The sequence below is a fragment of the Brasilonema angustatum genome (genome assembly GCF_059505445.1).
Window position 1 is genome coordinate 1 of record NZ_JCACKO010000076.1, and the last position, 23,419, is coordinate 23,419.

The window sequence follows — 23,419 nt, forward strand, 5'->3', positions numbered from 1 at the left end:
CTGTTCCCTGTTCCCTGTTCCCTGTTCCCTGTTCCCTGTTCCCTGTTCCCTGTTCACTGTTCACTGATCTTGACTCGCTGCCATTGCTCGAATGATGTCACCACGAGTGAGGATACCAATAACTTGGCTCTCGCTGTCAAGTACTGGTAGGCGGTGGATGTTGCGATCGTGCATGAGTTTAGCGGCTTCTGTGACTGTTTTGTCAGGATCAATAGTGATCGGGTTTTTGCTCATGACTTCGCCAACAGTTTGCCCAAGTGCTTTGTGCAAGTCACGTTCGTAATCTCCAGGATTTTCCAAATAAATGACGCTATCAAGAAACATAATGTAAGCCGGAGGGGTTACACCAGTTTGTTGCCACATTAAGTCCGTTTCTGAGATAATACCGACTAACTTCCCAGCGTCATTCACAACTGGTAGTCCACTAATGCGTCGTTCTGCCAGGATTTTAATCGCTTCCTGTAGAGGAGTTTCTAGTTGGACGACGATTGGATCACGGCTCATGATGTCGGCAACTGTTTTAGGCATTGGCTTGCTGTCACTTTTTATTAATCTACCTGGTTTATTGTAAAGAATTGTGGGTGTTAAGCTTATCACGTTAATACATTGTTACTTATCGGGAAGTAGAGGAAGAAGAATAATTACTCAAATTCCGTCTCACAAAAGACTTGTAACAACTCAACACAGTTAGCAATTGCTCCTAAATGGGCGATTTCGTATCCGTGGGTGTTCTGTGTCGGAAATGCCAAACACGCAGCGCGAGCAACATGACCAAATTTCATCGCAATAGAAGCATCACTACCAAAACTACTGATTGTTGCTAGCTGTACTGACATATCTAGTTGCTTGGCGCAGTGACGCAGTTGTCCATTTAACGTTTCATCGTAAATTCCATACCCATCTTGAGAAAGTATCACAGGGCTTTCCCCGTCTTCAATAGGATATTCTGATGAGAGAGGACAAATTTCCAAAGCAATCAAAGCATCTAAGCGCTGGTTTTGAGTAAAGAAAAGTGCTCCAATTGCTCCCACTTCTTCTTTTGCTGATGCGACTAGATACACATCGACTGGTGGCTGTTTTACCTTTTCGGCAAGTGCTAATAAAATAGCAACAGAAGCTTTGTTATCCAAGGTGTAACTGGCAATGTAGTCGTTTAACCGTGTTGGACGTTTTCGATGCTTGCCGACAACCATTCTGGTACCTGGTCGAATACCAGCTGCTTCCAATTCGGTTGTGGTACATTTTGTTTCTATCCAGGCATTTTCCCATTTAACAGGCGTGTCTTCCTGCTGGACTTTTTGGGGTGATTCGTGGGAAACGTGACGGGAACCAAAACTGAGAATGCCGCTGAGTGTTGCGTTATCTCCTAGTAAATCTACCACTCCTTCGCCATAAACCCACGGAAATGAGCCGCCTAGCCTGCGAACTTCGACTCGACCTTTTTCGCCAACTGTTTTCACAATTGCGCCTATTTCATCTTTGTGAGCAGTAATGGCAATCTGTCTAGTGGAATCTAGCCCTTGAATTTTAGCAATGATATTGTCAGCGCGATCATGCCATACTTCCACTCCTAGTGCCGCAAATTGCTGTATCAAGAATTGGTTAATTTCTGTTTCTGCACCACTGGGAGAATGATGCATGACTAATTCTTCAATTGTGTGAAATAAGTGGTCGTAGTTGCACATCGTTATTTTAACTAGGTACTTTACTCAATTAAGAACTGCTATAAATAGTAGGCAAAAGCCCAAATTTATACAATTCAACAAGCACAAATGTATCACCAACAACGCCAAAGTTTGCTTTTCACTCTTTCGGCTATACTGACTGGAGCAACTCTTTTAGCTGGAGTTGGAATCTACGTAGTGCTCAAAGGCGTGGAAAGACCAATAGCAGTACCTAACCAAACAGTTAGCACAGAAGAAGACATAACACAAGCACCTGTCGATACATTAACTCCGCCTCCACAAGACACATTGGTTTCATCACCACAAGACACACCAGTCGTAGCAATTCAAGAACAGCGAAACGAACTAGGGAAAAATCTTGGTGGTGTTGATTGGCAAGGAAAGGACTTACGCACGATGAAGCTGCGTAATGCTAACTTAGGTGGTGCGAATCTTGCAAACACTACCTTGAGTGGTGTTGACTTGAGTGGAGCTACCTTGAGTGGTGCAAATCTTGCAAATGCTAATTTAAGTGGTGTGAATTTGAGCAGTGCTAATCTTAGTGGTGCAATTCTTGAAAATGCGAATCTGAGCAGTGCTAATCTCAGTCGCGCCGACTTGAGGGGTGCCAATCTTGATCATACTAACCTAGAGGGAGCTCTTTTAAGAGGAACTCTTCTAGAAGGTGTAAACCTGAGCAACACAATTATGCCTTAGGGAGTTGGCTCTAGGTAAGCGACTCACGTACATGATACAATATAAGTGACGATCATCACTTCAATAATTGATACTTATCACTTTCCCCAAATTTGTTTATCTCTTAGTTTGGGAGGGAAGACAAATCATTCTTGTATTTAGACTACAAGTATTGATTTCTTACTTGGCAGTTGTGAGGAATAACTTATGCGAGAAAAACTATTGCTAGCTGTTACTCTGACATTTGCCTTGAGTTTGTTTACAGAACTGAACTGGTTTTCTTCAGCCCGTACAGCCACAAACAGGACAAATTCTGATTTATCAGCTTTCACTGTTACTTTACGTCAATAACAAGAATTATACGCCATAGCAACAGTGATATGACTAGGAAAATAAAAAAATATAAAAAGATATGTGTATGGAAACACTGAGCCTTCAGGCAAAGACATTGCGACGCCAATAATGAAAAGCCGAATTTTAGCCACCAGCGTATTTTTCACGCTTATCGGCTTAAATCAGACAGTTCTAGCAGCAAATCTGGAACATGTCAGACAGTTACTAGCAAGCAAACAGTGTCAAAACTGTGATTTAGCCGGGGCTGGTTTGGTGATGGCTGATTTATCAGGAGCGGATTTAACTAAAGCCAATCTTGCAGGTGCGAATCTCAGCCGCGCTAACTTGAGTGGTGCTAACTTGAGGGGTGCAAACTTGAGTGGTGTTGGTTTATTTGGTGCTAACCTCACGGGAGCCAATCTCAGTGGGGCAAATTTGCAGAATGCTGATTTGCGACATACCTATTTAGTTAACGCTCAATTAGATGGTGTGAATCTTAATGGGATTAATTTGCAAGGAGCAATCGGCATACCATCGCAAATTGCTACACATGAGAAATTTTATGCTTGGGGTGTTACCGAAGCACAAAAAGGCAATCAACAGCAAGCAATTGATTATTTCAATCAGGCTATTGTCATGAACCCTGATTATGCAGGTGCTTATCTAGCTCGTGGTGTTGCTCGTTACCAAATACTTGATCGACAAGGTGCATTTCAAGACGCCCAAGTTGCTGAAAAATTATTTATATCCCAAAACAATAGCAGTGGAATACAAACAGCACAAGCTTTTATCAAAGAACTGCAAACACCTTACGAAACTAAGGTAAAACCTGCCAAACCTGATTTCATTGATTTTGTAGGAAGTGTTGGCTCTCTACTACTCCAGTTTTTGCCATTTTAGTGATTAGTAGTCGGTGGGTAGTAGTATTTTATCAGTTACCAGTTATCAGTTATCAGTTACCAGTTACTAGTTTTCACTGTTCACTGTTCACTGTTTATTGTTGACTGTTTGAATGACAACTCATCGTTATTACTCATGACTATTTCTAAAGAACTATGGCAAGCAAATCACGACATAGCCCAGGCTTGTCTTGAACATCCCTTTGTCCAAGGTATCGGTGATGGTACTCTTGAGCAGAAAAAATTTGCCTATTATGTCGGACAAGATGCTTTTTTCTTAGAAGCCTTTGCTCGTGCTTACAGCATAGCTGCAGCTAAAGCACCAGATTTCTCAGTCTTTACGACATTTCACTCCTTAGCTGATGGAGTTTTACAAGAACTGAAACTTCATGAGGGTTATGCAGCAAAGTGGGGAGTCAGTTTACATTCTGTGGAACCTGGAGTGACTACCCGTCGCTATACCGACTTTTTGTTAGCAACAGCTTGGAGTGCTGATGTGGGTTTAACTGCTACAGCTATGTCTCCCTGTATGGGTTTATATGCTTTTTTAGGAAAACAATTGGCTGGTGACAACATACCCAATCATCAATATGCGGATTGGATTCGTACTTATAGCGGCGCAGATTTTCAACCATTAACGCAACAATTAGAAGATTTGGTTGATTCGTATACGAGTGGCACAACTTTGGTAGAGTCAACTTATCGTTATGCCATGTTGTGTGAGCGAGACTTTTTTCAAGCAGCATGGGAATGTTTATAAATCGCCGCTTGTGTTTGCTTCTCTGATTTGTGAAAATTACTTTTTCAGTGAACCGCACCAGGCGCAGAGTAAGCACCACCAGAAGAATAAAGAGAGATTTTCACGTTCCTTGTAGCGTGCCCGTAGGGCTTATGATTTAAGACTGTTATCTCACATCTCATTTCCTATCTCAAGAATCAAGTCAACTGCGTCGTGCTTGGAATTCTATATGAAGCGTAAGAGAACTACACTCATTAATTCAAAAAACTTAACAAACAAGAATGAATGCAAATTGTCTAATATACAACTTTAATTGCTGGTAGTGTTTACGCCCTAACAAACTATTATTTGTGAGTTGTTTACCAATGACTTAGTTTGGATTGTCATCATGATATTTTGTCTATTAATGACAGAATTTGTCACAACTCGACTGGATCACACAATTCACCCAACTTAGTCTGTTCTTTGAGGCACACCGCATGCAAGAAGTATTGTTAAATCGTGCAATGAGCGTTGATGATTTGTTGAAACGCTATCAGACAGGAGAAAGAAATTTCAAAGGTATAAACTTGATAGGTGGTTGCCTAAATGGAATCAATCTCAGCGGAGCAAGTTTAAAAGGAGCTTCTTTAAGTGAAGTTGATTTAAGTAAAGCAAATTTGGTTGGGGTTGACTTGACAGAAGCATCTTTAGTGAGAGCTAACCTTACAGGCGCTAACCTCACAGGAGCGAATCTGAGTGGAGCAAATCTTCATGAAGCAAAGCTCACAGGAGCCATCCTTGATGGAGCAGTTTTGAAAATGGCAGACTTGATAGATGCAGATTTCACCGCTGCAAATCTAGAGGGAGCTAATCTGTACGGCGCACACATGATGGGTACTCTGTTGCAGGGTGCGATTATGCCAGATGGTAAAATCAACAATTAGTTACGGTAGCTATCATAATCAACATTTGTAACCCGTGAACACCGATTCTAAAATGTGCAAGTTAAGAGTTGACGTCAATTGGTAGTGCTTCTCTGATCTTCCATTGGGGGATGCTTGTTTTAACCACAGGTATCTCCTTTATTTTTTATACCCATTCCTACGGATCGCTAACCCTATGCGATACGCCCTTGGCGTCTGCGCTCTGCGCAATCGCCTACTTTAGTCTAGTTCCCGGTGCGAAACTCAGAAGGCTGATTCTATCAAGCATAAAAACCAAGGTTTTGGTTCCTGGAAACATCTTAAATTCGTACCCTTATTTTTTGGAAATTTAGTTTTGCACCGGGAACTAGTCTAAACTCCAGTAATCAAGACATGATATGATATCGTGTTTGTGATTTTCCCAGCTTAGCAATGACTCAAAATGCAGAGCATCAAAAAAATATTTAAGTTTCCACAAATTCTTCTCTTTTTTATTCCTTTTCTACTTCTTATCAGCATCTTTATCATTAACATCCCTGCCCCAAATTATCCCATAACTGGAATAGATTTTATTGGTTCTGCGACTTTTCCCACTGGTTACACTTTCAAAAAAACTCCCATGGGAGGGCTTTCTGGAATAACCTATGATGCCAAAAAACAACTTTATTGCACGATATCTGATGATCGTAGTGAAAAAGCTGCGGCTCGCTTCTACACATTAAGAATTGACCTAAGCAATCAAAAACTAACAAATGATAAAGTTGTCCCTCTTGGTGTCACGACACTCTTAAATGAAAGTAGTCAAACTTTCCCGACTGGTACTATCGATTCAGAAGGCATCACCTTAACTAACCACGAAACTGTTTATATTTCTTCTGAAGGTGATAATTTTAAACAAATAACGCCTTTTCTTAAAGAATTTTCCCTATCTTCTGGAAAAGTTTTGAGAACACTACCAATTCCCAACAAGTTTTTGCCAGATAAAAGTCGTCAACAAGGTATCCGCAACAACTTAGCGTTTGAATCTCTGACTATTACACCTAACAACAAATCTTTGTTTACAGCCACAGAAAATGCTCTGATTCAAGATGGTCCAGAAGCCAAACCAAAAATCAGTAGTCCTTGCCGCATTTTGCAATACAATTTACTCACTCAGCAACCAGAGAAAGAATTTCTTTACCAAACTGAAGCCGTTACGCCAATTTTTAATTTTTCTCCTAAATTTGCCAGCGGTTTAAGTGATTTACTTGCTCTGGATAACCAAGGTCATTTCCTAAGTTTAGAGCGGACTTTTTCTGGGTTTGGGTTTTCTATTGCTCTGTTTCAAGTTTCCTTAGAAGGTGCTGATGACATTCATAAAATTGACAGTCTTTTAGCTGTTGATATTAACAAAATTAAACCCATCAAGAAAGAGCTACTTTTGGATTTGAGAAAATTAGATGTAGCGCTAGATAATATCGAGGGCTTAACTCTCGGCTCCAAATTATCTGATGGTCAGCTTTCATTAATCCTTGTGAGCGATAATAACTTTAATCGTCTTGAGCGAACTCAGATACTCGCCTTTAAACTTAAGATGGAACCACCGCTTATCAGGTTGTTTCGGCGTTTTATTCCCAATTTAAATCGTTGATAATAGGGAGTATAGCAGTCCTAAATCATTTGTGTGAAAGTGCCTGCGCTCTGCGCTTAAAAACCAAGTACACTTGTACATCCTTCTTTCCTGTTCCCTGTTCCCTGTAAATCATCACTGAATAACTAATAACGAATTTCAAAAAAAGCTTGACAATGTTCAGGAGAATAGTCATAATAAATAAAGTGACCAATTAAGGGACTGTAGTTCAATTGGTTAGAGCACCGCCCTGTCACGGCGGAAGTTGCGGGTTCGAGCCCCGTCAGTCCCGTTAAAAAATTATGAGTGCTGAGTTCTGAGTCGCGACTTGTAAGTTATTCAGAACTCAGCACTTATTGCTGAAAGCTTAATATTAAGCTAGATGAGTCGTGGTTTATAAACGTAGACAAGAGAGAGAACGCCCGTGACTGTTAGAGTCCGTATAGCCCCCAGTCCAACTGGGAATCTACATATTGGAACAGCAAGGACAGCTGTATTTAACTGGTTGTTTGCCCGCCACCACAGTGGTCAGTTTATCCTGCGCATTGAAGACACAGACTTCGAGCGATCGCGTCCCGAATACACCGAAAATATTTTCCAAGGACTGCGTTGGCTGGGACTGAACTGGGATGAAGGACCATTTTTCCAAACTAAGCGTCTGGAAATTTACAAAAGCGCGGTTCAAAGCCTTTTTGATAAAGGACTTGCATATCGCTGCTACACCACGCCAGAAGAATTAGAAGCGCTGCGTGAGGCTCAAAAAGCCAGAAATGAAGCTCCGCGCTATGATAACCGTCATCGCAATCTTACACCAGAACAAGAAGCCGCATACAAAGCCGAAGGACGTAACTTTGTCATTCGTTTCAAAATTGATGACGACCGGGAAATTGTCTGGAATGACCTGGTACGAGAAAAGATGGTCTGGCGAGGTAGCGATTTAGGCGGTGATATGGTTATTGCTCGCGCCGCAGCAGATGGTATTGGTGTCCCACTGTACAATTTTGCGGTTGTCGTGGATGACATAGATATGCAAATTACCCATGTCATTCGCGGAGAAGACCACATCGCCAACACCGCCAAGCAAATTCTGCTATATGAAGCTTTTGGCGCAAAAGTGCCAGAGTTTGCCCATACACCTTTGATTTTGAATCAGGAAGGACGCAAGCTTTCCAAGCGGGATGGAGTCACATCCATTTTTGACTTTAAGCAAATGGGCTTTACTGCTGAAGCTATGGTGAATTATATGACATTACTGGGTTGGTCAGCCCCAGACTCGACTCAGGAAATTTTTACCTTGGAAGAAGCAGCCAAGCTATTTAGTTTTGAGCGTGTTAATAAAGCCGGGGCAAAATTCGACTGGGCGAAGCTGGATTGGATAAACAGTCAGTATCTTCACAATATGTCAGTAGATAAGCTGACAGATTTGTTGATTCCATTCTGGGAAGAAGCTGGATATCCATTGACAGGAGGACGCGATCGCCCTTGGTTAGAACAGCTTGTCGCTTTAATTGGTGCGAGTTTGACTCGCCTTGTTGATGCAGTTCCTATGAGCAAACTGTTTTTTATAGAAACAGTTGAATTTAGCGATGAAGCAACTGCTCAATTAAAACAAGAAGGTTCTGTAGCTACTCTCAACGGTGTGATCGCTGCTTTGGAAAATCATCAACTCACACAAACCAGCGCTCAAGAAATGATTAAACAAGTCGTTAAAGAACAAAACGTCAAGAAAGGCGTCGTGATGAAAGCACTTCGCGCTGGTTTAACAGGAGATTTGCATGGTCCTGACTTGATTCAATCCTGGTTACTTTTGAATCAAATTGGTTTAGACAAGCCGCGTTTGATTGAGGCGGTAAAACAAGTAAGTTAACAGCAATTATGCTTTGAGAACGTGCTCAATTTATACGTATAAGACCCAGTCTTCGGTCAATTTGATGGGTAGTTTTTCCATTTAAACAAGTGTGTCCTCTAGACAGAAGTTACTGGATTTTTACATGGGTTTTACCCAATCCCAATTGGTTTTACCAATTGAAAACTACTGTAATGGTAGAGGTGCATTCATCTGCACCTCTGCTTGTGAATCTCATTTTACTTTAGTCAGCGAATTGACAATTAATGAGTTATTTGATATTTAAAAAGTAAAAAAATAAGTCAAAAATCCTTGGCTTGGGAACTTCGAGTGTAGTATTCATGTCTCTAAAAAGACTAAAAAAAGTATGTTCTTGGAATGCTGACAAAAGAGATATCTCGGGGAATAAGATTATCTTTGATGGTAGCGGCGCTGGCGATCGCGTCAGCAATCAATACAATATCTCGTGCGCAGGAAACATCCTCACCCTTTTTTGAGGATGTCGTTATCGGTCAAAAGTTTTCTCCAGATCCGTTGATTGTTCGTGGTGTGAGTGGCGGTTCTATACCGGGGAGGGAAATTGCTGGTAGAAGAGAAACTCCTACAGGAACTTGCACTGGATATTTTGATGAAGACCCAGACCATACTATTGAGCTAACAAGTAAATTTGATTACTTAAAAATAGAAGTCAGAAGCCCTGAGGATACCACCTTAATTATTAGAGGTCCTGGAGGTAGCTGGTGCAATGACGATTTTGATGGCAAGAATCCTGGCATGATTGGAGAATGGTTACCAGGAACATACTATGTATGGATTGGTTCGTTTAAAAAAGATAAGTACTTTCCTTATACCCTACGAATTACAGAAATTAAGTAGGCTGCGCTGATAAAAGAAAGGATAATGTGGGGACAATGGTTATCCAAAACTTTGACATTTTGAACTTGGACGTAAACGCAAACCCTCACCACAGATATTTATGGGTGCTGTAATTGTACTCGTGGGGGATGTTGTCCTGTGCGTGTCATGCTTTACCCCAACCCCGTCTCTTTTAGCAGCAGCCGTAGTTTTGCATGAGGAAGTTTCGTGTCCTTCTTGTTATTTCCCCAGATATCAGAAAAGAAGTCTTGCATCAGCGCTTCGGATGCTTAAGCGATTTGTGAACTGAGCTTGAAATACCTGTTCCTTCTGAGTTCTATATGGTTCTTAGCCATTTTCCTCCGTCTAGCTACAGGATGAGAAATCGTATTTATTTATATAAAATCTCCAATACATTTCTTATCAAACGGCAAATGGCATGATTTTGAGCTATTGACATCAACTTAACAGACAAGCAGCGTTAGCCGCAGGTTTGCATATTTACATGAGAGACCCATAGTAAAATGAAGCAAAATTAAGTTAAATTTAATGAAGATTCTTAATAATGTTTTGGCTTGTTAGCTCAGACGCTAACGAAAAGCTTATCGTGTGTCATAACATTGGATAAAAAATGCAGTTATAGACATCGATTTGAAAAACTCTATCTGTAGACTGTTGATTTGTTGTATATGCATCTAGAGGCAAAATTAAGATGAAATTCTCTTGGAGAGTCCTAGTACTCTGGACATTGCCTGCATTGGTGATTGGCTTTTTCTTCTGGCAAGGAGCTTTTTCTGGTACTCCGGACATGAGTAAGAATACAGCCACCACCCGCATGACTTATGGTCGCTTTTTAGAATACTTGGACGCTGATCGGGTAAGCAACGTTGATTTATATGAAGGCGGAAGGACGGCGATTGTGGAAGCCGTCGATCCAGAACTCGAAAACCGCGTACAACGGGTACGGGTGGATTTGCCTTCTAGCTCTCCGGAACTGATTAGCAAGCTAAAAGAAAAAGGAGTTAGTTTTGACGCCCATCCTATGCGGAATGATGGGGCAATTTGGGGACTGTTGGGTAATCTGATTTTTCCTATTTTATTGATTACCGGGCTGTTCTTTTTGTTCCGTCGTTCTAGCAACATGCCTGGTGGTCCCGGTCAAGCTATGAACTTCGGAAAATCAAAAGCTCGCTTCCAGATGGAGGCAAAAACTGGAGTGAAGTTTGACGACGTAGCAGGTATTGAAGAAGCGAAAGAAGAACTGCAAGAAGTTGTCACCTTCCTCAAACTACCAGAAAAATTCACTGCTGTAGGTGCACGCATTCCCAAAGGAGTTCTGTTAGTTGGACCTCCAGGAACTGGTAAAACACTGCTTGCAAAGGCGATCGCTGGTGAAGCAGGCGTACCGTTCTTCAGTATTTCTGGTTCGGAATTTGTAGAAATGTTCGTGGGTGTAGGTGCATCCCGCGTCCGCGACCTGTTTAAGAAAGCAAAAGATAACGCCCCCTGTATCATCTTTATTGATGAAATCGATGCCGTAGGACGGCAAAGAGGTGCAGGTATCGGTGGTGGAAACGATGAGCGGGAACAAACTCTCAACCAACTGCTCACCGAAATGGATGGTTTTGAGGGTAACACTGGTATTATTATCATTGCTGCTACAAACCGTCCTGACGTTTTAGATGCAGCACTGTTACGTCCCGGACGATTTGACAGACAAGTCACTGTCGATGCACCCGACGTTAAAGGACGTTTGGAAGTTTTAAAAGTTCACGCTCGTAACAAGAAACTAGACTCCGGCGTTTCTTTAGAAGTCATAGCCCGCCGCACCCCTGGTTTTACAGGTGCAGATTTAGCAAACTTGCTCAATGAAGCTGCTATTCTCACAGCCAGACGGCGTAAAGAGGCGATCACCAATTTAGAAATCGATAATGCTGTGGATCGGGTTGTTGCTGGTATGGAAGGCACACCTCTGGTCGATAGCAAGAGCAAGCGTTTGATAGCTTACCACGAAATTGGACACGCGATCGCAGGTACATTACTCAAAGACCACGATCCAGTCCAAAAAGTGACCTTAATTCCAAGAGGACAAGCACAAGGATTAACCTGGTTTACTCCTAATGAGGAGCAAGGGTTAATCACTCGCGGTCAACTCAAAGCCAGAATTACTGGTGCTTTAGGTGGTCGTGCAGCAGAAGACGTGATTTTTGGTTCCGCCGAAGTCACAACTGGTGCTGGAGGTGACTTACAGCAAGTCAGCGGTATGGCACGGCAAATGGTGACAAGGTTTGGGATGTCTGATTTAGGACCAATATCCTTGGAAAGCCAACAGGGAGAAGTGTTCTTGGGTCGTGATTGGATGACTCGTTCGGAATATTCAGAAGCGATCGCGTCTCGTGTTGATGCACAAGTCCGCGTCATTGTCGAAGAATGCTACCAAACAGCAAGGCGGTTTATACTGGAAAATCGCATCGTAATGGATCGCTTAGTGGACTTGCTGATTGAGAAAGAAACTATTGACGGTGAAGAATTCCGTCAAATTGTCGCTGAGTACACTAGCGTACCTGAAAAGCCGCAGTATATGCCCAGTATTTAATCTGAAGTTTGGTAGGGAATAGCTCTACTGTAGTAAATAGGGATGGTTTACACCACCCCTATTTTGTTTTAAGAAACCTTTCTGCTGAGCTGAGTTTTTTAACTTTTTGTAGCGCACATTTACAGAATTAAGTAGTGAACTAGCGAGGATCAAAGCAAGAATAGAAACTCCCTCTCCAAACCCCACAGCTTGAGATTCAACCCCGTTGACCAGTCACAATATATGCCACACGTTGACCGATGTTGGTCGCGTGGTCTGCCATGCGCTCTAAACAACGAATCGCCAGTACCAAGAGCAGAATCGGCTCAACAACACCTTCGTCGCATCGTTGATGAGCTAGGGTGTGATAAAGCCGTTCATAAGCATTATCTACAGCATCATCGAGTCGCTTTATACTGCGCCCGTTGACTTCATCTAAATCTGCCAACGCCACTAAACTCGTTGCTAACATTGCTTGTGCATGCTGAGACATGACTGCAATCTCTGGTAAACAGGAATGAGGCGGATAGGGAAAAATTTTGATTGCAATTTTAGCCAAATCCTTAGCATAGTCGCCAATGCGTTCTAGATCACGCACAAGTTGCATAAAGGCACTTAAACAACGCAAATCTTGAGCTGTAGGAGCTTGCTGCGTCATGATTGCCGTACAGTCTAATTCTATTTGTCTATAAAAGCGATCAATCTTTTTATCTAAAACAGGAAGAGCCTCAGCTGCTGTTAAGTTGCGGGTTAACAAGGCTTGGTGACTTAGACGAAATGATTGTTCTACCAAAGCCCCCATACGCAACACATCTTGCTCTAAGCGTCTAATCTCACGAGCTAGCTGGGGTCTTTCTGTATTGGGACTATAAAGGGGGACTTTCACTCTTGTAGTCTCAAACATGAAGATATTCTCAAATATAATCTTGGCTCAAAGAAATTGCCACGACGCCAGGGAGTTCAACTTGTAACCATGCTCCTCCAGTATGAGGATGATTCATGGCTTTTATGCAACCGCCGTGGGCAAGAACAATTTGTCGGACAATTGCCAAACCCAAACCACTGCCAACAATTGCCGTAGTCGAATGACTTTGTGAGTTTGTCACACGAGAGCGTGATTGATCCCCTCGATAAAATCTCTCAAATACATGAGGTAAATCTGCTTGAGAAAAACCCGTACCGGAGTCAATAATGTTGATTTGTAGTACTGGTTCTTGGTTATTGTGTTCGGAAACGATTTTTGCTTCAATGACAATGGTTGTATTTGGTGAGCTGTATTTGATACTATTATCCAGCAGATTGAGAAACACCTGGTAAATGCGAGACTCATCGGCGTTAATCGAGACAGTTCCAGGACCAGAATAAGCGATTTCAATCTGGTGTTGCTGTGCTAAAGGTGTTAGAGTCTCCCACACAGACAAAATCAGCGATCGCGCTTCCACAGGTTGGCGATGCAGTTCAATGGTAGGGTTTGTTTCTAGTTGAGTCAAATCTAGCCAACTTTGTACTAAGTGAATCAATCTGTCAACCTCCTGCAAGAGGCGGTTAACCCAACGATCCAAAGGTGGTTTGACGCGGTCTTGTAATGTTTCGACAACCAGACGTATTGAGGTGAGTGGAGTTCTCAGTTCGTGTGCTAGGTCAGAAAAAGCACGTTCACGTGCTTTATTTATATCCACCACAGGCTGATGGTTTTCTATAAAGACTCCTACTTGCCCAAGGGGCAAAGGTAAGCTTGTTGCTTGTAACATAAGAGATTTCACCTCCGACATAGCTGTCACATCTTCGCAAGAAGGATGAAATACCCACTCTTTGACCTGTGACTTTTGGCGATCGCGCGTTTGTCCAATTAATTGGTCAAGTTCGTAGGATCTTATTAACTCTAACAACAAGCGCACTTGTCCAGGTTGCCATCTTTGCAGATACAACATTTTTCGTGCCTGCTCATTACACCAAAGCAGTTGATTTTCTTCGTCAACTTGCAAATACCCCACTGGTGCGAACTCTAGCAGGTCTTCGTATGTTTGAAGCAACTGCTGCAATTGTTGGCGTTGCTGGACAAATAACCTAACTCCGTGGCGCAAGTGAGGAATTAGCAGCGCCACATCAGAAGAATGGGCGGTTAACGGTCGTAATACTTTCTCTAGGTAACGGTTCAGTTGAACCTGTTGCCACACCCAAAAACTTACGCCTACCGCTAAACCCAGTAAAAATCCTAGTATGAGCATTGCTAGTTGTTAGTTGTTCTCTGACAACTAAAAACTAACAACTATCCAAATCGATAGCCAAAACCTCGTACAGTCACAACATATTCTGGACGACTGGGGTCGATCTCTAGTTTTTCGCGTAGCCAGCGAATATGCACGTCCACAGTTTTGCTGTCTCCAACAAAATCTGGTCCCCAAACCTGGTCTAGCAATTGCTCGCGCGACCATACCCTACGGGCGTAGCTCATAAACAATTCCAGCAGCCGGAATTCCTTTGGTGACAAATTCACCTCTTGAGAGCGAACTAACACCCGACATTCTTGGGGATACAAAGTCACATCTTTATACTGAAGAACTGGTAGCTGAGGCAAACAGCTCAAGCGTTGGCGACGCAGCAAAGCACGACAACGAGCCACTAACTCCCGCATACTAAAAGGTTTGGTTAAGTAGTCATCTGCTCCCACCTCTAGCCCCAGAACACGGTCTGTTTCACTTCCTTTAGCACTTAGCATTAAAATTGGAACTGGGTTTCCTTGAAATCGGATCAAGCGGCAGATGTCTAATCCGTTAATGTGAGGCAGCATCAAATCAAGAATCACCAGGTCAAAGGAAAGCTCTGGTGAATTGAGTTCATAACTTTTCAGGTATTCTACAGCCACCCGCCCATCAGTGGCACTTACCACTCCATAACCTTCCTCTTCCAAAGCTAGAACAAGCATTTCCCGGATAAGTTCTTCATCTTCTACTACCAGAATGCGGCTTCTTTGTCCGATTTCTGCTGTGTGGGGATACTTGGTCGATTCGCTGGTATACATTGATATCACAAAATTATTTAGGTGTGATGGTATCAATATTTTTTATTTCAGTTCAGCGTTTATACGCTGATTTTAAAATATTTAACTTTACAATTTACGAAGTACGTAACAGAACTGATAGTATTATAAACCAATGCAATACAAAGCCAGTCATTGTTTTTTTACAAATTTGCTTTTTGATCCTTAAAGTTAGGAAAAATAGCTAAACCTGAGTCACAAAGCTAAAGTTTTACTATACAGCAATTAACTTGATAGTTAAAAATATAATTTGAGTAAGCCTGCAAACGCGAGTCCGTGTCGCAGGCATAAGCTTAAGGCTGTATTTCTCCTCTTACCCAGGTTTCGAGGATCAGACTTAAACCAAATCACTTTGCTTGAAAAGGCGTGTATTTGCCTCCCAGTCCTTCCACAATCGTTTTTGTATTGGAAATTAACGTTTTTTGATACGTGTCACCCTGACTGCCTTTCTCGCCTAATCCATCAGCAAAGAGTTCTTGTTGTGCAACTTTCACGTTTGCTTCTTTCGCCACTGTTGAAATCAACTTAGGATTGATGCTTAACTCAGCAAAAATTGTAGACACTTTGCTGTCTTTAATTTTTTTCACCAATTCTTTGACCCTAGCCGCTGTGGGTTTCTCTTCTGTAGAGATACCTTCTAAAGCTCCTTCAACAGGGATATTATACGCCTTGGAGTAATATCCCAAAGCATCATGAGTTGTCACCAGCTTGCGGGATTGCTGGGGAATAGTCGCAACCTCTGATTTGATCCAAGTATCGATTTGTCCTAATTGGGTAGTGATTGCTTGGGCATTTTTGGAGTAAAGTGAAGCATTTTCCGGAGCAACCTTGGCGAAACTTTCTTGAATAGTTTTCACCATAGCAATCCCATTTTGAGCATTGTGCCAAACGTGAGGATCAACAACCGTCTTACCATCTTCCTCAAATTTCTGGGGAGTGGGAACAGCTATTTCATCAACCGCAACTTTGGGAGCTTTATTAGAGGTAGATTGAATCAACTTGATCAGACTCGGTTCAAAGTTGTAACCGCCGTATAAAATTAGCTTGCCATCTTCAATTGCCTTACGGTCTTCTGGGGTTGGTTGGTAAACGTGGGGATCTGTTCCTGGCTTAATCAAGCAAGTCAAATTAATCGTACTCGCTGCAACTTGCTGAGCCATGTCACACAAAACTGTATTGGTTGCTACAACTTTTAGACCTTTACCTGCGGTCGTAGTAGAAGAAACTTGCGTAGAACTGGCATCTGGTGCTGTTGGGCTGGTTTGATTGTTTTGACTGGTGGATGGAGAGGAACTGCAACTTGCTAACAATCCCATACTTAAGGCAAGGACTGCTGATTTCCAGGATTGACGCTGCGGAATATACATGATTTTTTTATTTGCTCTAGAATTTGATAATGAAATCTAGTTTAAAATGATTATCGTTCTATTTAAAAATTTTATATGTTAGAGGTTCAGCGCCTAGCTGTTAATTATCGAGGTGTCAGTGGTTTAGAGCCTGTGAGCTTTCAAATTAGCAATAGCCAAGTCGTGGGGATTATTGGTCCCAATGGTGCAGGGAAAAGCACGATGATGAAAGCAATGCTGGGCTTAGTTCCAAAAGTCAGTGGAAGTGTGCAGTATTGTCAGAGTCCACTGCATCAACAGCTACAAAAAGTAGCGTATGTACCGCAGCGATCGCAAATAGACTGGGACTATCCCATCACCGTCTGGAATGTAGTCATGATGGCACGTACACGGCAGATTGGCTGGTTTCGCAGTCCAGGGAAAGCAGCAAGAGAAATTGTCACATCAGCATTAGATCAAGTCGAAATGCTTGCGCTCAAACACCGTCGTATTGGTGAGCTATCCGGTGGACAGCAACAGCGAGTATTCTTAGCGCGTGCTTTGGCGCAACAAGCAGAAATTCTGCTGTTTGATGAGCCATTTACGGGAGTGGATAAGAAGACTGAAGCGATTATTTTTGATGTGTTTTCAGAGTTGCGATCGCTTGGCAAAATTTTACTGGTGAGTAGCCATGAATGGGGACAGGCATTGCACCGATTAGACCGATTACTCTTATTGAATAAATGCTTGATTGCTGATGGTTCACCACAACAGGTGATGACTCCAGAGAATTTGCATCGAGCGTATGGCACAAGCTTGCAGAATCCCTTATATCAAGATTGGGATTCATCGTTGTTTTGTTGATTGGTCAAAAGTTGACCCTCAAATCCCAATAATATAACGACTAATAACTAATAACTTTTTACTCTCCATGTTGAGCTTGCTGCTGGAACCCCTAAGTTATGAATTTATGCGGAATGCGCTGGTGATTGGCATTCTGGTTGGTATTCTCTGTCCTGTTGTTGGTAGTTATTTAATTGTCCAACGCATGGCATTACTAGGAGATGTGATTGCTCACTGTGTACTGCCTGGACTTTCAATTTCCTTTTTCTTGGGAATTGATATTTTGATTGGGGCTTTTGTATCTGGGATTACGAGTACATTTCTAATTGCCTGGATTCGCTCGCAATCTCGGGTGAAAGTGGATGCAGCAATGGCACTGACATTTTCCAGCTTCTTTGCGTTAGGAGTGACACTAATTACAGTTTTGAAAAATAAGATAGATCTAGATAGTTTTTTATTTGGAGATATTCTTGGCGTTACCTCTAGTGATATTTACCGGACACTCATTATTACGTTGCTCATTCTGAGTGCAACTAAGCTGTTTTACAAAGAATTGTTATTTTATACTTTCGACCGTACAGGTGCACAGGCAACTGGTTTACCCGTTAATGCTATTCACTTCGGCTTTATGGCGGCAACGACCCTGACGATTATTGCTAGTATGCAAGCAGTCGGTGTTATCCTGGTAATTTCGCTGCTAGTAGGACCTGCCCTCACGGCTTATCTTTTAGTCAAAGAACTGCATCAGATGATGGCAACAGGAGCATTGATTGGTGCGATCGCCAGCATAACGGGGGTCTACATTAGCTATTACCGCAATATACCCTCTGGGCCTGCGATTGTGCTGGTTTCATCCATGCTGTTTTTGCTGGCGCTCTTTTTTAGCCCATCTGGTGGTATCCTCACCCGACCGGATTTAGCAGCTCATTCACTGAGCATTTTTAACAGGTTCAGGCGAGGTAGATGACCAAAGCTAAGGGTGTAGGGTGTGAGGGTGTAGGGGGGAAGAGGGAATTGTATTTTTGTGCAACGCCAGATCCGTTACCCAACTCTGATACTGATAACTGGTAACTGATAACTGTTAAGGTCTTATTGCGGAAGAGTTAGCTTACCACTTTGCAACATTTGAAGCGCCGAAGCACGACAACCAGGGCAATCACAACCCAATTGGGCACTCGCTACATTCCCAACTGTTTCGCTACTGGGATCAAGGGAAAACACGCGAGGATTTACTTGCAAAGTATGAGTTTGTGTGGTTTGTGTCGTCCGACTGTTTGTTGGCAAAGCGACAGTACCAGCCACTTGAGGGTTAGATTGAGTGTTGTGTTGGTACTGTGGTGTGTTAGTGGTTTTTGGTACAGAAGGTAAATCTTCTGCGACAGCAGCATGACTTATCAAAACTAAGCTGGATAAAACATAAGAGCCGCCAAGCAGTGCCAGCATTATTTTATTCATCACGGAAATCTCACTTTGAGGCGTACTAAGGTTGGAGTTTAGCATTATTCACAGATACATCTTAGTACTGAGCGCAAAAAGTTTCGTTATACTAGCTACATTGAATTAAAATTATGCACCATGAATACTAAAGTTTTAACACTACTCGGCTGCTCTGGCTCTCTTGCTGCAGTACTTATTGCTGCTCACCCAGCTCAAGCTATTCCAAAGAAAATTCAAGATGAAATAGCACCCCGTTCAGGTGTGACTAGCACCAGCACCTCCTCACAGCAGGAATTCCCTCAAACATCCAATATCTCTGAAGCTATAGTTAAACAGTATGCCCAGGCGAAGTATGGCTGCAACTGTGGTAGTTGCATGAACTTGGCGCGTCAGGCACTCCAGCAAAGCTCTTCATCTCCCACCAATACAATCATGCCAGGATTTTGAATTCTCCATTTTGCCAACTAAAGGTGAGAAATTAAGCTTTATAGAAAAAATAAGGTAGTCTCCTAAACCTTGTCCTGGGATGGGGGGGTTGGATCAAATTTATCAACCTCAACTTTAGTGATGGTTTTTGACGATAAGACGATAACAAGTACCACTAAAATTCCAAATGTATTTAAAGAAAAGTTTGTACTTAAGGTTTCAGTTAACTGTTCTAACATCACTGTTTCTCCTGCAGTTGCAAGCCCAAACTATAATTTAGTGAATCAAAAAATTTTTTGAAGAAGGCAGAAGGCGGAATTTAGAACTTAAAAAATTCTTGATAGCCCTCTGCTATTGATTACCGAAAAATCTCACTCATTGACAAATTATGTCACGATTTTGATTTAATCATTCTCAGCGCTAGTGAGTGTGCTAGGAATGCGGGAATCAACAAATGCCTGGGATACATTTGGGATAAACCAGTTCATTTTGTCAGAATCAACGATTTTGGCAGATGGAACATTGAATTCCCATTCAGAAGTTTCTGAATTTTTCTTCACCAAAAGTTGTGTACCATCTGTGATTTGGACAGATGTAGCACCAGTATTGTCCAATCCTGCTACTTTGACATCACTTGGTAGATAAATACCCTGACAATCCCATCCATCTGGTGTGGTTTGACCATTTCCTAAAAAGTAAAGTTGATTGTCGTAGGAAGACTTGGACTTTTCACCCAAAGGACCATAAATTGCCAAAGTTTCACCAGTTTCATTACGACACTGTCCCCAAGTGACTCCTGACTCGATAGCAGCTTTTTGAAACTGTAATTCATCAATTTGGCGTTGCACATCTTCAGGTATTGCACCTTCTGCATTTTTCTGCAATTTATCAAGAGTCTTTGTCACTTCAATGTAATCAGGGTTTTTGCTAAATTTTGGTCTATCTGCCCAAGAAGGCTGGGCTAAAGTTAAGTTAACCAACATGACAGCGATAACAAGAGCGATTTTCAAAAGTTTCATCGTTTTTTCTCCTTTGAGAATGACAGTTTTTTTGAAAAATTTGCAACACACCAACTAGTTTGCTATGACTTGGTATGATTTTTGCGTTGGAATTACTTTTTTTTATTTTTTTTCTTATTTCCCTCCCTTCATTGCCAGAATCTTAGTAATATGCTCCCATAAAGCTATAAATTAACCCAAAAATTCCAAGCAATGTCATAACTGTGTAGATAAAGTCTCCTTGTCGTACAAAGGTAAACACCGAAAGTGTAACCCGGATGATAGGAATAGCTATGAGTAGTAGAAGTCCAAATACAATGATACTGTTGTGACTACCTGACAAAATGCCTCTAATCATAAGCTTTGGAGAGTCAAACACTGATGGTTGTCCTTGGAAAAATTGGTAGTTCGCAGGTTCCACACCGTAGCGAACTAAATATAAAACTCCACGCACTAACACTGTAGATCAAGCAATTAAAACGCCGTATCTTAATAGGTTGCTAATTAACTGTTCTAATTGTTCGTCACTAGATGTTTTCGTGGATTCATGACTAGCACTGTTGAACTCTACAACTTCATTTAACACAGATTGGGAAATATTTTTTCTATCATTTTCGCCACTGTCAAAGGTAGGTGTAGTAAGAAATCTTTTGTGGTCAAAATTGAATAGATACATTTTAAAATCCCCCAGCTAAACTGTTGTAGATCATCTTTAATGCCATTGCTGCAAGCACGAAACAAAAGATAATTCTTAAGGTTTGAGTCTTAGCTCCTACCAATACTCTTGCTCCCAATAACGCACCAGGCAAGACACCCAACATTACGGGCATTGTCACTCCTGGCTCGATATAACCCCACGCTAAGTACACACCTGCCGATGCTGCTGCTGTCACACCAATCATAAAATTGCTGGTGCTTGTGGAAACTTTAAACGGCAAACCCATCGCTTGATCCATTGCCAGAACCTTGAATGCTCCTGAACCAATGCCAAGTAAACCAGAAAGTACTCCAGCTATCAACATGATGCAAAACCCAACTGGTACAGAATGAACTTGGTATGCCATTAGCCCTTCAGGAGTAGGGTAAGTGCTATTGAGTCTGAGATCACTTGCTAAGGGATCAGGTGATTTATCATCAGTGTCTTCTATTCTGGGTTGTCCTGATAGGTACGCTGAATAGAGTAAGACAAGGGCAAGTATGACTGTAAGCGCTTTAATAGAAATAAAAGATGCAACCAAAGCTCCTATCAAAGCTCCAGCAATTGTTGCGACTTCTAAAAACATTCCCAGACGCAAATTAGTATAGCCTTTTTTTATATATGTAGATGCAGCCGCACAGGAAGTAGCAATAACAGATACCAGTGAAGCACCAATAGCATATCGAATATCAACTCCAAATACTGAGGTTAATAAGGGAACAATGACGACTCCACCCCCTAACCCAGTAAGCGCACCTAAAAAGCCAGCAATAAATGAACCCATGCAAATTAGCAGAGAAAATTCTAGGATGTTCACAAATCATTCCTCTTGTTGGTAGATGCACAGCAAAACTGCGATTTTTTTGTTAGAACTTTTTCTTTATGTAAAGGTAGTTTCAATTGACATTTTATTTGATTAGTTCTACCCTTTGACTTCAGTCTATGTATAAGGCTAGTTTTACTTTAAGATTCCTAATCGATACAATCAAATACTATTTTTATTGAAAATAATAAATAAAAGTAATTCATGGGAGTAAGCAGAGGACGACTCAAGCTGATTAACTATCAATCTGACTCACTCTGACAGAGTGAGTCACTGAAATCTTGTATACCCTCAAACCTGAATCGTTACCAAAAATAAGTCCTGACTTTTACAGAGTTTACATTTCTTGAAAAACCTTCATCACTTATATTTATTGATTTGAAAATAAATAACGTTTGCTTTTGACAGTAAAGTTCCCTAAAGTGAAAACCAACAAACGAGTTGATAACTTATACAACATGACGACAAATAAGTCAGTGAAGAACTCAACTAAAAAGTGTATTTTTTAATACAATTTACTAATCATTGCTGTCTCCAAATGACTATTATAATTTTGATAAAAAAGAATATTTGATGCCATCAAAGGTGGTTAGATATGATAAAGTCAACAAGTGAATTTTGTCAAAAAATTTTCAGGCAAAATAACATACTTTTTAGTGAAAAAGACTATTTTCTGTTAAAAAGGAGAAAAATGGTGAAAATATTCAAGCCAATTTTAGTGTTTATTTTCCTGCTGCTCAATCTAGTTATCGCTCAGCCTTCATTTGCAGATCCAATCGCAGAAAAGAGTCCTGAGTATGCTCAGATTACTCAACAGCTTAATCAACTCTTACAGGCAAGGAGTAACCCATCAGCAACTAGTTACAATACTGTAGAGCAACTTCAAAAGAGCATCTCTGATTTACAGTTCCAGAAGTATATTATGGAAACCACAGAGGACTGGGGCGTCTGTCGCAATGAAACTGGAAGGACATTAGCTGTTTACGCTCATAAACCCAGCAAATATGGCTCTTCTGCCAACAGCCTCTTTTACCTGGGAAATGGTCGAAAGACAGACGATGAATGGGACTGTGATGGCATTTACCTGCCGAGTGGTGTGAACGTAGCTGGTATAAGCGTTCCTGTTGCAGAAAATCCCGTTACAGAAAATCCCGTTGCAGAAAATCCCGTTACAGAAAATCCCGTTGCAGCAAATCAACAGCAACAGCCAAGGCAGCCTCTATATGTCAAGATTGTGGATGGAACGAACTTAATTGTAAGAAGCAATCCATTAACTGGCGAGATTGAATTGAATGCACCTCCTGCTGGTGTTTTCAGTTTAGGCGAGTTAAACCCAACAGTTCCTTATTTGTCTCAAGCACAAATAGACGCACAAGTTCCCAACGCACCGATTGATTAGGCCAGACCAGTGCGAATGACGGCTTTCCCGACCTAGGCATCTGGCGTATGCGCTTTGCGCACGCCTAGAGGTCTAAAGCGTTTGCGCAGCGCCCCTTTTAGGGGCTAGCGGAACCGTTCGGCACGGGGCCGTGCCCGTTAGGCGCAGCCGTGGCGTTAGCCATAGGGCTCAGGTTCTCCCCGATAGCCCTCCGGGTTCCCCAGTCGCCTGACGCCACATTCTTCAACGGGGGGAACCCCCGCACAGAAGTGGCTCCGGAGGGAGACCCTCCCGCAGCGCTGGACTCACCGTAAGGCGTGGCGTTAGCCAT

The 23,419-nt window shown here is 41.9% G+C and carries 26 protein-coding genes and 1 tRNA gene; 15 read left to right on the plus strand and 12 right to left on the minus strand.

Going from position 1 to position 23,419, the window contains the following annotated elements; all coding sequences use genetic code 11:
* Nucleotides 1–60: 60 nt before the first annotated feature.
* Together AC5JM2_RS14600 and AC5JM2_RS14605 are read right to left on the minus strand one after the other, a co-directional pair.
* Complete coding sequence (locus AC5JM2_RS14600) at nucleotides 61–528, minus strand: CBS domain-containing protein (protein ID WP_495835596.1); 468 nt, start codon at nucleotides 526–528, stop codon at nucleotides 61–63.
* Between the two features lie 113 nt (nucleotides 529–641).
* Complete coding sequence (locus AC5JM2_RS14605) at nucleotides 642–1,685, minus strand: M42 family metallopeptidase (RefSeq protein WP_495835597.1); 1,044 nt, start codon at nucleotides 1,683–1,685, stop codon at nucleotides 642–644.
* Nucleotides 1,686–1,772: 87 nt separating this feature from the next.
* Between AC5JM2_RS14605 and AC5JM2_RS14610 the strand changes: the two genes are divergently transcribed.
* The 11 genes from AC5JM2_RS14610 to ftsH2 all read left to right on the plus strand — a co-directional run bounded on the left by AC5JM2_RS14610 (nucleotide 1,773) and on the right by ftsH2 (nucleotide 12,142).
* Nucleotides 1,773–2,381, plus strand: a complete 609-nt coding sequence (locus AC5JM2_RS14610; protein ID WP_495835598.1) for a pentapeptide repeat-containing protein — start codon at nucleotides 1,773–1,775, stop codon at nucleotides 2,379–2,381.
* 186 nt (nucleotides 2,382–2,567) lie between these two features.
* Nucleotides 2,568–2,711 carry a QAALIT motif small membrane protein gene (locus AC5JM2_RS14615; RefSeq protein WP_495835599.1) on the plus strand — a complete coding sequence of 48 codons (144 nt, stop codon included), beginning with the start codon at nucleotides 2,568–2,570 and terminating at the stop codon, nucleotides 2,709–2,711.
* Between the two features lie 111 nt (nucleotides 2,712–2,822).
* The gene (locus AC5JM2_RS14620; protein ID WP_495835600.1) at nucleotides 2,823–3,593 is read left to right on the plus strand and encodes a pentapeptide repeat-containing protein; all 771 of its coding nucleotides are present in this window, start codon (nucleotides 2,823–2,825) and stop codon (nucleotides 3,591–3,593) included.
* A gap of 135 nt (nucleotides 3,594–3,728) precedes the next feature.
* Entirely contained in the window at nucleotides 3,729–4,352 is a 624-nt protein-coding gene (locus tag AC5JM2_RS14625) for a TenA family protein (RefSeq protein ID WP_495835601.1), read from the plus strand.
* A 485-nt stretch (nucleotides 4,353–4,837) separates the two neighbouring features.
* Nucleotides 4,838–5,257, plus strand: a complete 420-nt coding sequence (locus AC5JM2_RS14630) for a pentapeptide repeat-containing protein (RefSeq protein ID WP_495835620.1) — start codon at nucleotides 4,838–4,840, stop codon at nucleotides 5,255–5,257.
* A 421-nt stretch (nucleotides 5,258–5,678) separates the two neighbouring features.
* Complete coding sequence (locus AC5JM2_RS14635) at nucleotides 5,679–6,866, plus strand: esterase-like activity of phytase family protein (RefSeq protein WP_495835602.1); 1,188 nt, start codon at nucleotides 5,679–5,681, stop codon at nucleotides 6,864–6,866.
* Nucleotides 6,867–7,063: 197 nt separating this feature from the next.
* Nucleotides 7,064–7,137: transfer RNA gene (locus AC5JM2_RS14640), tRNA-Asp, on the plus strand.
* A 132-nt stretch (nucleotides 7,138–7,269) separates the two neighbouring features.
* The gene (gltX, locus tag AC5JM2_RS14645) at nucleotides 7,270–8,712 is read left to right on the plus strand and encodes a glutamate--tRNA ligase (protein WP_495835603.1); all 1,443 of its coding nucleotides are present in this window, start codon (nucleotides 7,270–7,272) and stop codon (nucleotides 8,710–8,712) included.
* A 91-nt stretch (nucleotides 8,713–8,803) separates the two neighbouring features.
* The gene (locus tag AC5JM2_RS14650) at nucleotides 8,804–8,977 is read left to right on the plus strand and encodes a hypothetical protein (RefSeq protein WP_495835604.1); all 174 of its coding nucleotides are present in this window, start codon (nucleotides 8,804–8,806) and stop codon (nucleotides 8,975–8,977) included.
* 92 nt (nucleotides 8,978–9,069) lie between these two features.
* Nucleotides 9,070–9,567, plus strand: coding sequence for a hypothetical protein (locus AC5JM2_RS14655; protein WP_495835605.1), 498 nt, complete (start codon nucleotides 9,070–9,072; stop codon nucleotides 9,565–9,567).
* Nucleotides 9,568–10,258: 691 nt separating this feature from the next.
* Entirely contained in the window at nucleotides 10,259–12,142 is a 1,884-nt protein-coding gene (gene ftsH2, locus AC5JM2_RS14660; RefSeq protein ID WP_495835606.1) for an ATP-dependent zinc metalloprotease FtsH2, read from the plus strand.
* A gap of 196 nt (nucleotides 12,143–12,338) precedes the next feature.
* Here ftsH2 and phoU read toward each other — a convergent pair whose 3' ends face one another.
* From phoU to AC5JM2_RS14680, 4 genes are all read right to left on the minus strand, one after another.
* Nucleotides 12,339–13,025, minus strand: coding sequence for a phosphate signaling complex protein PhoU (gene phoU / locus AC5JM2_RS14665; RefSeq protein ID WP_495835607.1), 687 nt, complete (start codon nucleotides 13,023–13,025; stop codon nucleotides 12,339–12,341).
* A gap of 10 nt (nucleotides 13,026–13,035) precedes the next feature.
* Complete coding sequence (locus AC5JM2_RS14670) at nucleotides 13,036–14,349, minus strand: ATP-binding protein (protein WP_495835608.1); 1,314 nt, start codon at nucleotides 14,347–14,349, stop codon at nucleotides 13,036–13,038.
* A 41-nt stretch (nucleotides 14,350–14,390) separates the two neighbouring features.
* Entirely contained in the window at nucleotides 14,391–15,143 is a 753-nt protein-coding gene (locus tag AC5JM2_RS14675; protein ID WP_210612496.1) for a response regulator transcription factor, read from the minus strand.
* Between the two features lie 365 nt (nucleotides 15,144–15,508).
* Nucleotides 15,509–16,528 (minus strand): metal ABC transporter solute-binding protein, Zn/Mn family, encoded by a 1,020-nt coding sequence (locus tag AC5JM2_RS14680; protein ID WP_495835609.1) that lies wholly within the window; start codon nucleotides 16,526–16,528, stop codon nucleotides 15,509–15,511.
* A gap of 75 nt (nucleotides 16,529–16,603) precedes the next feature.
* Here AC5JM2_RS14680 and AC5JM2_RS14685 point away from each other — a divergent pair, with 75 nt between their 5' ends.
* Both AC5JM2_RS14685 and AC5JM2_RS14690 read left to right on the plus strand, forming a co-directional pair.
* On the plus strand, nucleotides 16,604–17,350 hold the full coding sequence (locus AC5JM2_RS14685; protein WP_495835610.1) for a metal ABC transporter ATP-binding protein: 747 nt from the start codon (nucleotides 16,604–16,606) through the stop codon (nucleotides 17,348–17,350).
* A gap of 67 nt (nucleotides 17,351–17,417) precedes the next feature.
* Nucleotides 17,418–18,296 carry a metal ABC transporter permease gene (locus AC5JM2_RS14690; RefSeq protein WP_495835611.1) on the plus strand — a complete coding sequence of 293 codons (879 nt, stop codon included), beginning with the start codon at nucleotides 17,418–17,420 and terminating at the stop codon, nucleotides 18,294–18,296.
* Between the two features lie 122 nt (nucleotides 18,297–18,418).
* Here the strand turns inward: AC5JM2_RS14690 and AC5JM2_RS14695 are convergent, their stop codons facing one another.
* Nucleotides 18,419–18,784 carry a hypothetical protein gene (locus AC5JM2_RS14695; protein WP_495835612.1) on the minus strand — a complete coding sequence of 122 codons (366 nt, stop codon included), beginning with the start codon at nucleotides 18,782–18,784 and terminating at the stop codon, nucleotides 18,419–18,421.
* 120 nt (nucleotides 18,785–18,904) lie between these two features.
* Here AC5JM2_RS14695 and AC5JM2_RS14700 point away from each other — a divergent pair, with 120 nt between their 5' ends.
* Nucleotides 18,905–19,213, plus strand: a complete 309-nt coding sequence (locus tag AC5JM2_RS14700) for a hypothetical protein (RefSeq protein WP_495835613.1) — start codon at nucleotides 18,905–18,907, stop codon at nucleotides 19,211–19,213.
* 62 nt (nucleotides 19,214–19,275) lie between these two features.
* On the opposite strand, the gene AC5JM2_RS14705 is transcribed toward AC5JM2_RS14700, so the two are convergent.
* The 5 genes from AC5JM2_RS14705 to AC5JM2_RS14725 form a co-directional block, all read right to left on the minus strand.
* Nucleotides 19,276–19,431, minus strand: coding sequence for a hypothetical protein (locus tag AC5JM2_RS14705; protein ID WP_495835614.1), 156 nt, complete (start codon nucleotides 19,429–19,431; stop codon nucleotides 19,276–19,278).
* Nucleotides 19,432–19,596: 165 nt separating this feature from the next.
* A complete protein-coding gene (locus tag AC5JM2_RS14710; RefSeq protein WP_495835615.1) occupies nucleotides 19,597–20,211 on the minus strand; it encodes a hypothetical protein in 615 nt (204 codons plus the stop codon).
* A 142-nt stretch (nucleotides 20,212–20,353) separates the two neighbouring features.
* Nucleotides 20,354–20,650 (minus strand): DUF1634 domain-containing protein, encoded by a 297-nt coding sequence (locus tag AC5JM2_RS14715; protein ID WP_495835616.1) that lies wholly within the window; start codon nucleotides 20,648–20,650, stop codon nucleotides 20,354–20,356.
* Between the two features lie 6 nt (nucleotides 20,651–20,656).
* Nucleotides 20,657–20,866, minus strand: a complete 210-nt coding sequence (locus tag AC5JM2_RS14720) for a hypothetical protein (RefSeq protein WP_495835617.1) — start codon at nucleotides 20,864–20,866, stop codon at nucleotides 20,657–20,659.
* A gap of 1 nt (nucleotide 20,867) precedes the next feature.
* A complete protein-coding gene (locus AC5JM2_RS14725) occupies nucleotides 20,868–21,704 on the minus strand; it encodes a sulfite exporter TauE/SafE family protein (RefSeq protein WP_495835618.1) in 837 nt (278 codons plus the stop codon).
* A 697-nt stretch (nucleotides 21,705–22,401) separates the two neighbouring features.
* Between AC5JM2_RS14725 and AC5JM2_RS14730 the strand changes: the two genes are divergently transcribed.
* Nucleotides 22,402–23,109, plus strand: a complete 708-nt coding sequence (locus AC5JM2_RS14730; protein ID WP_495835619.1) for a hypothetical protein — start codon at nucleotides 22,402–22,404, stop codon at nucleotides 23,107–23,109.
* The last annotated feature ends 310 nt before the right edge of the window (nucleotides 23,110–23,419 follow it).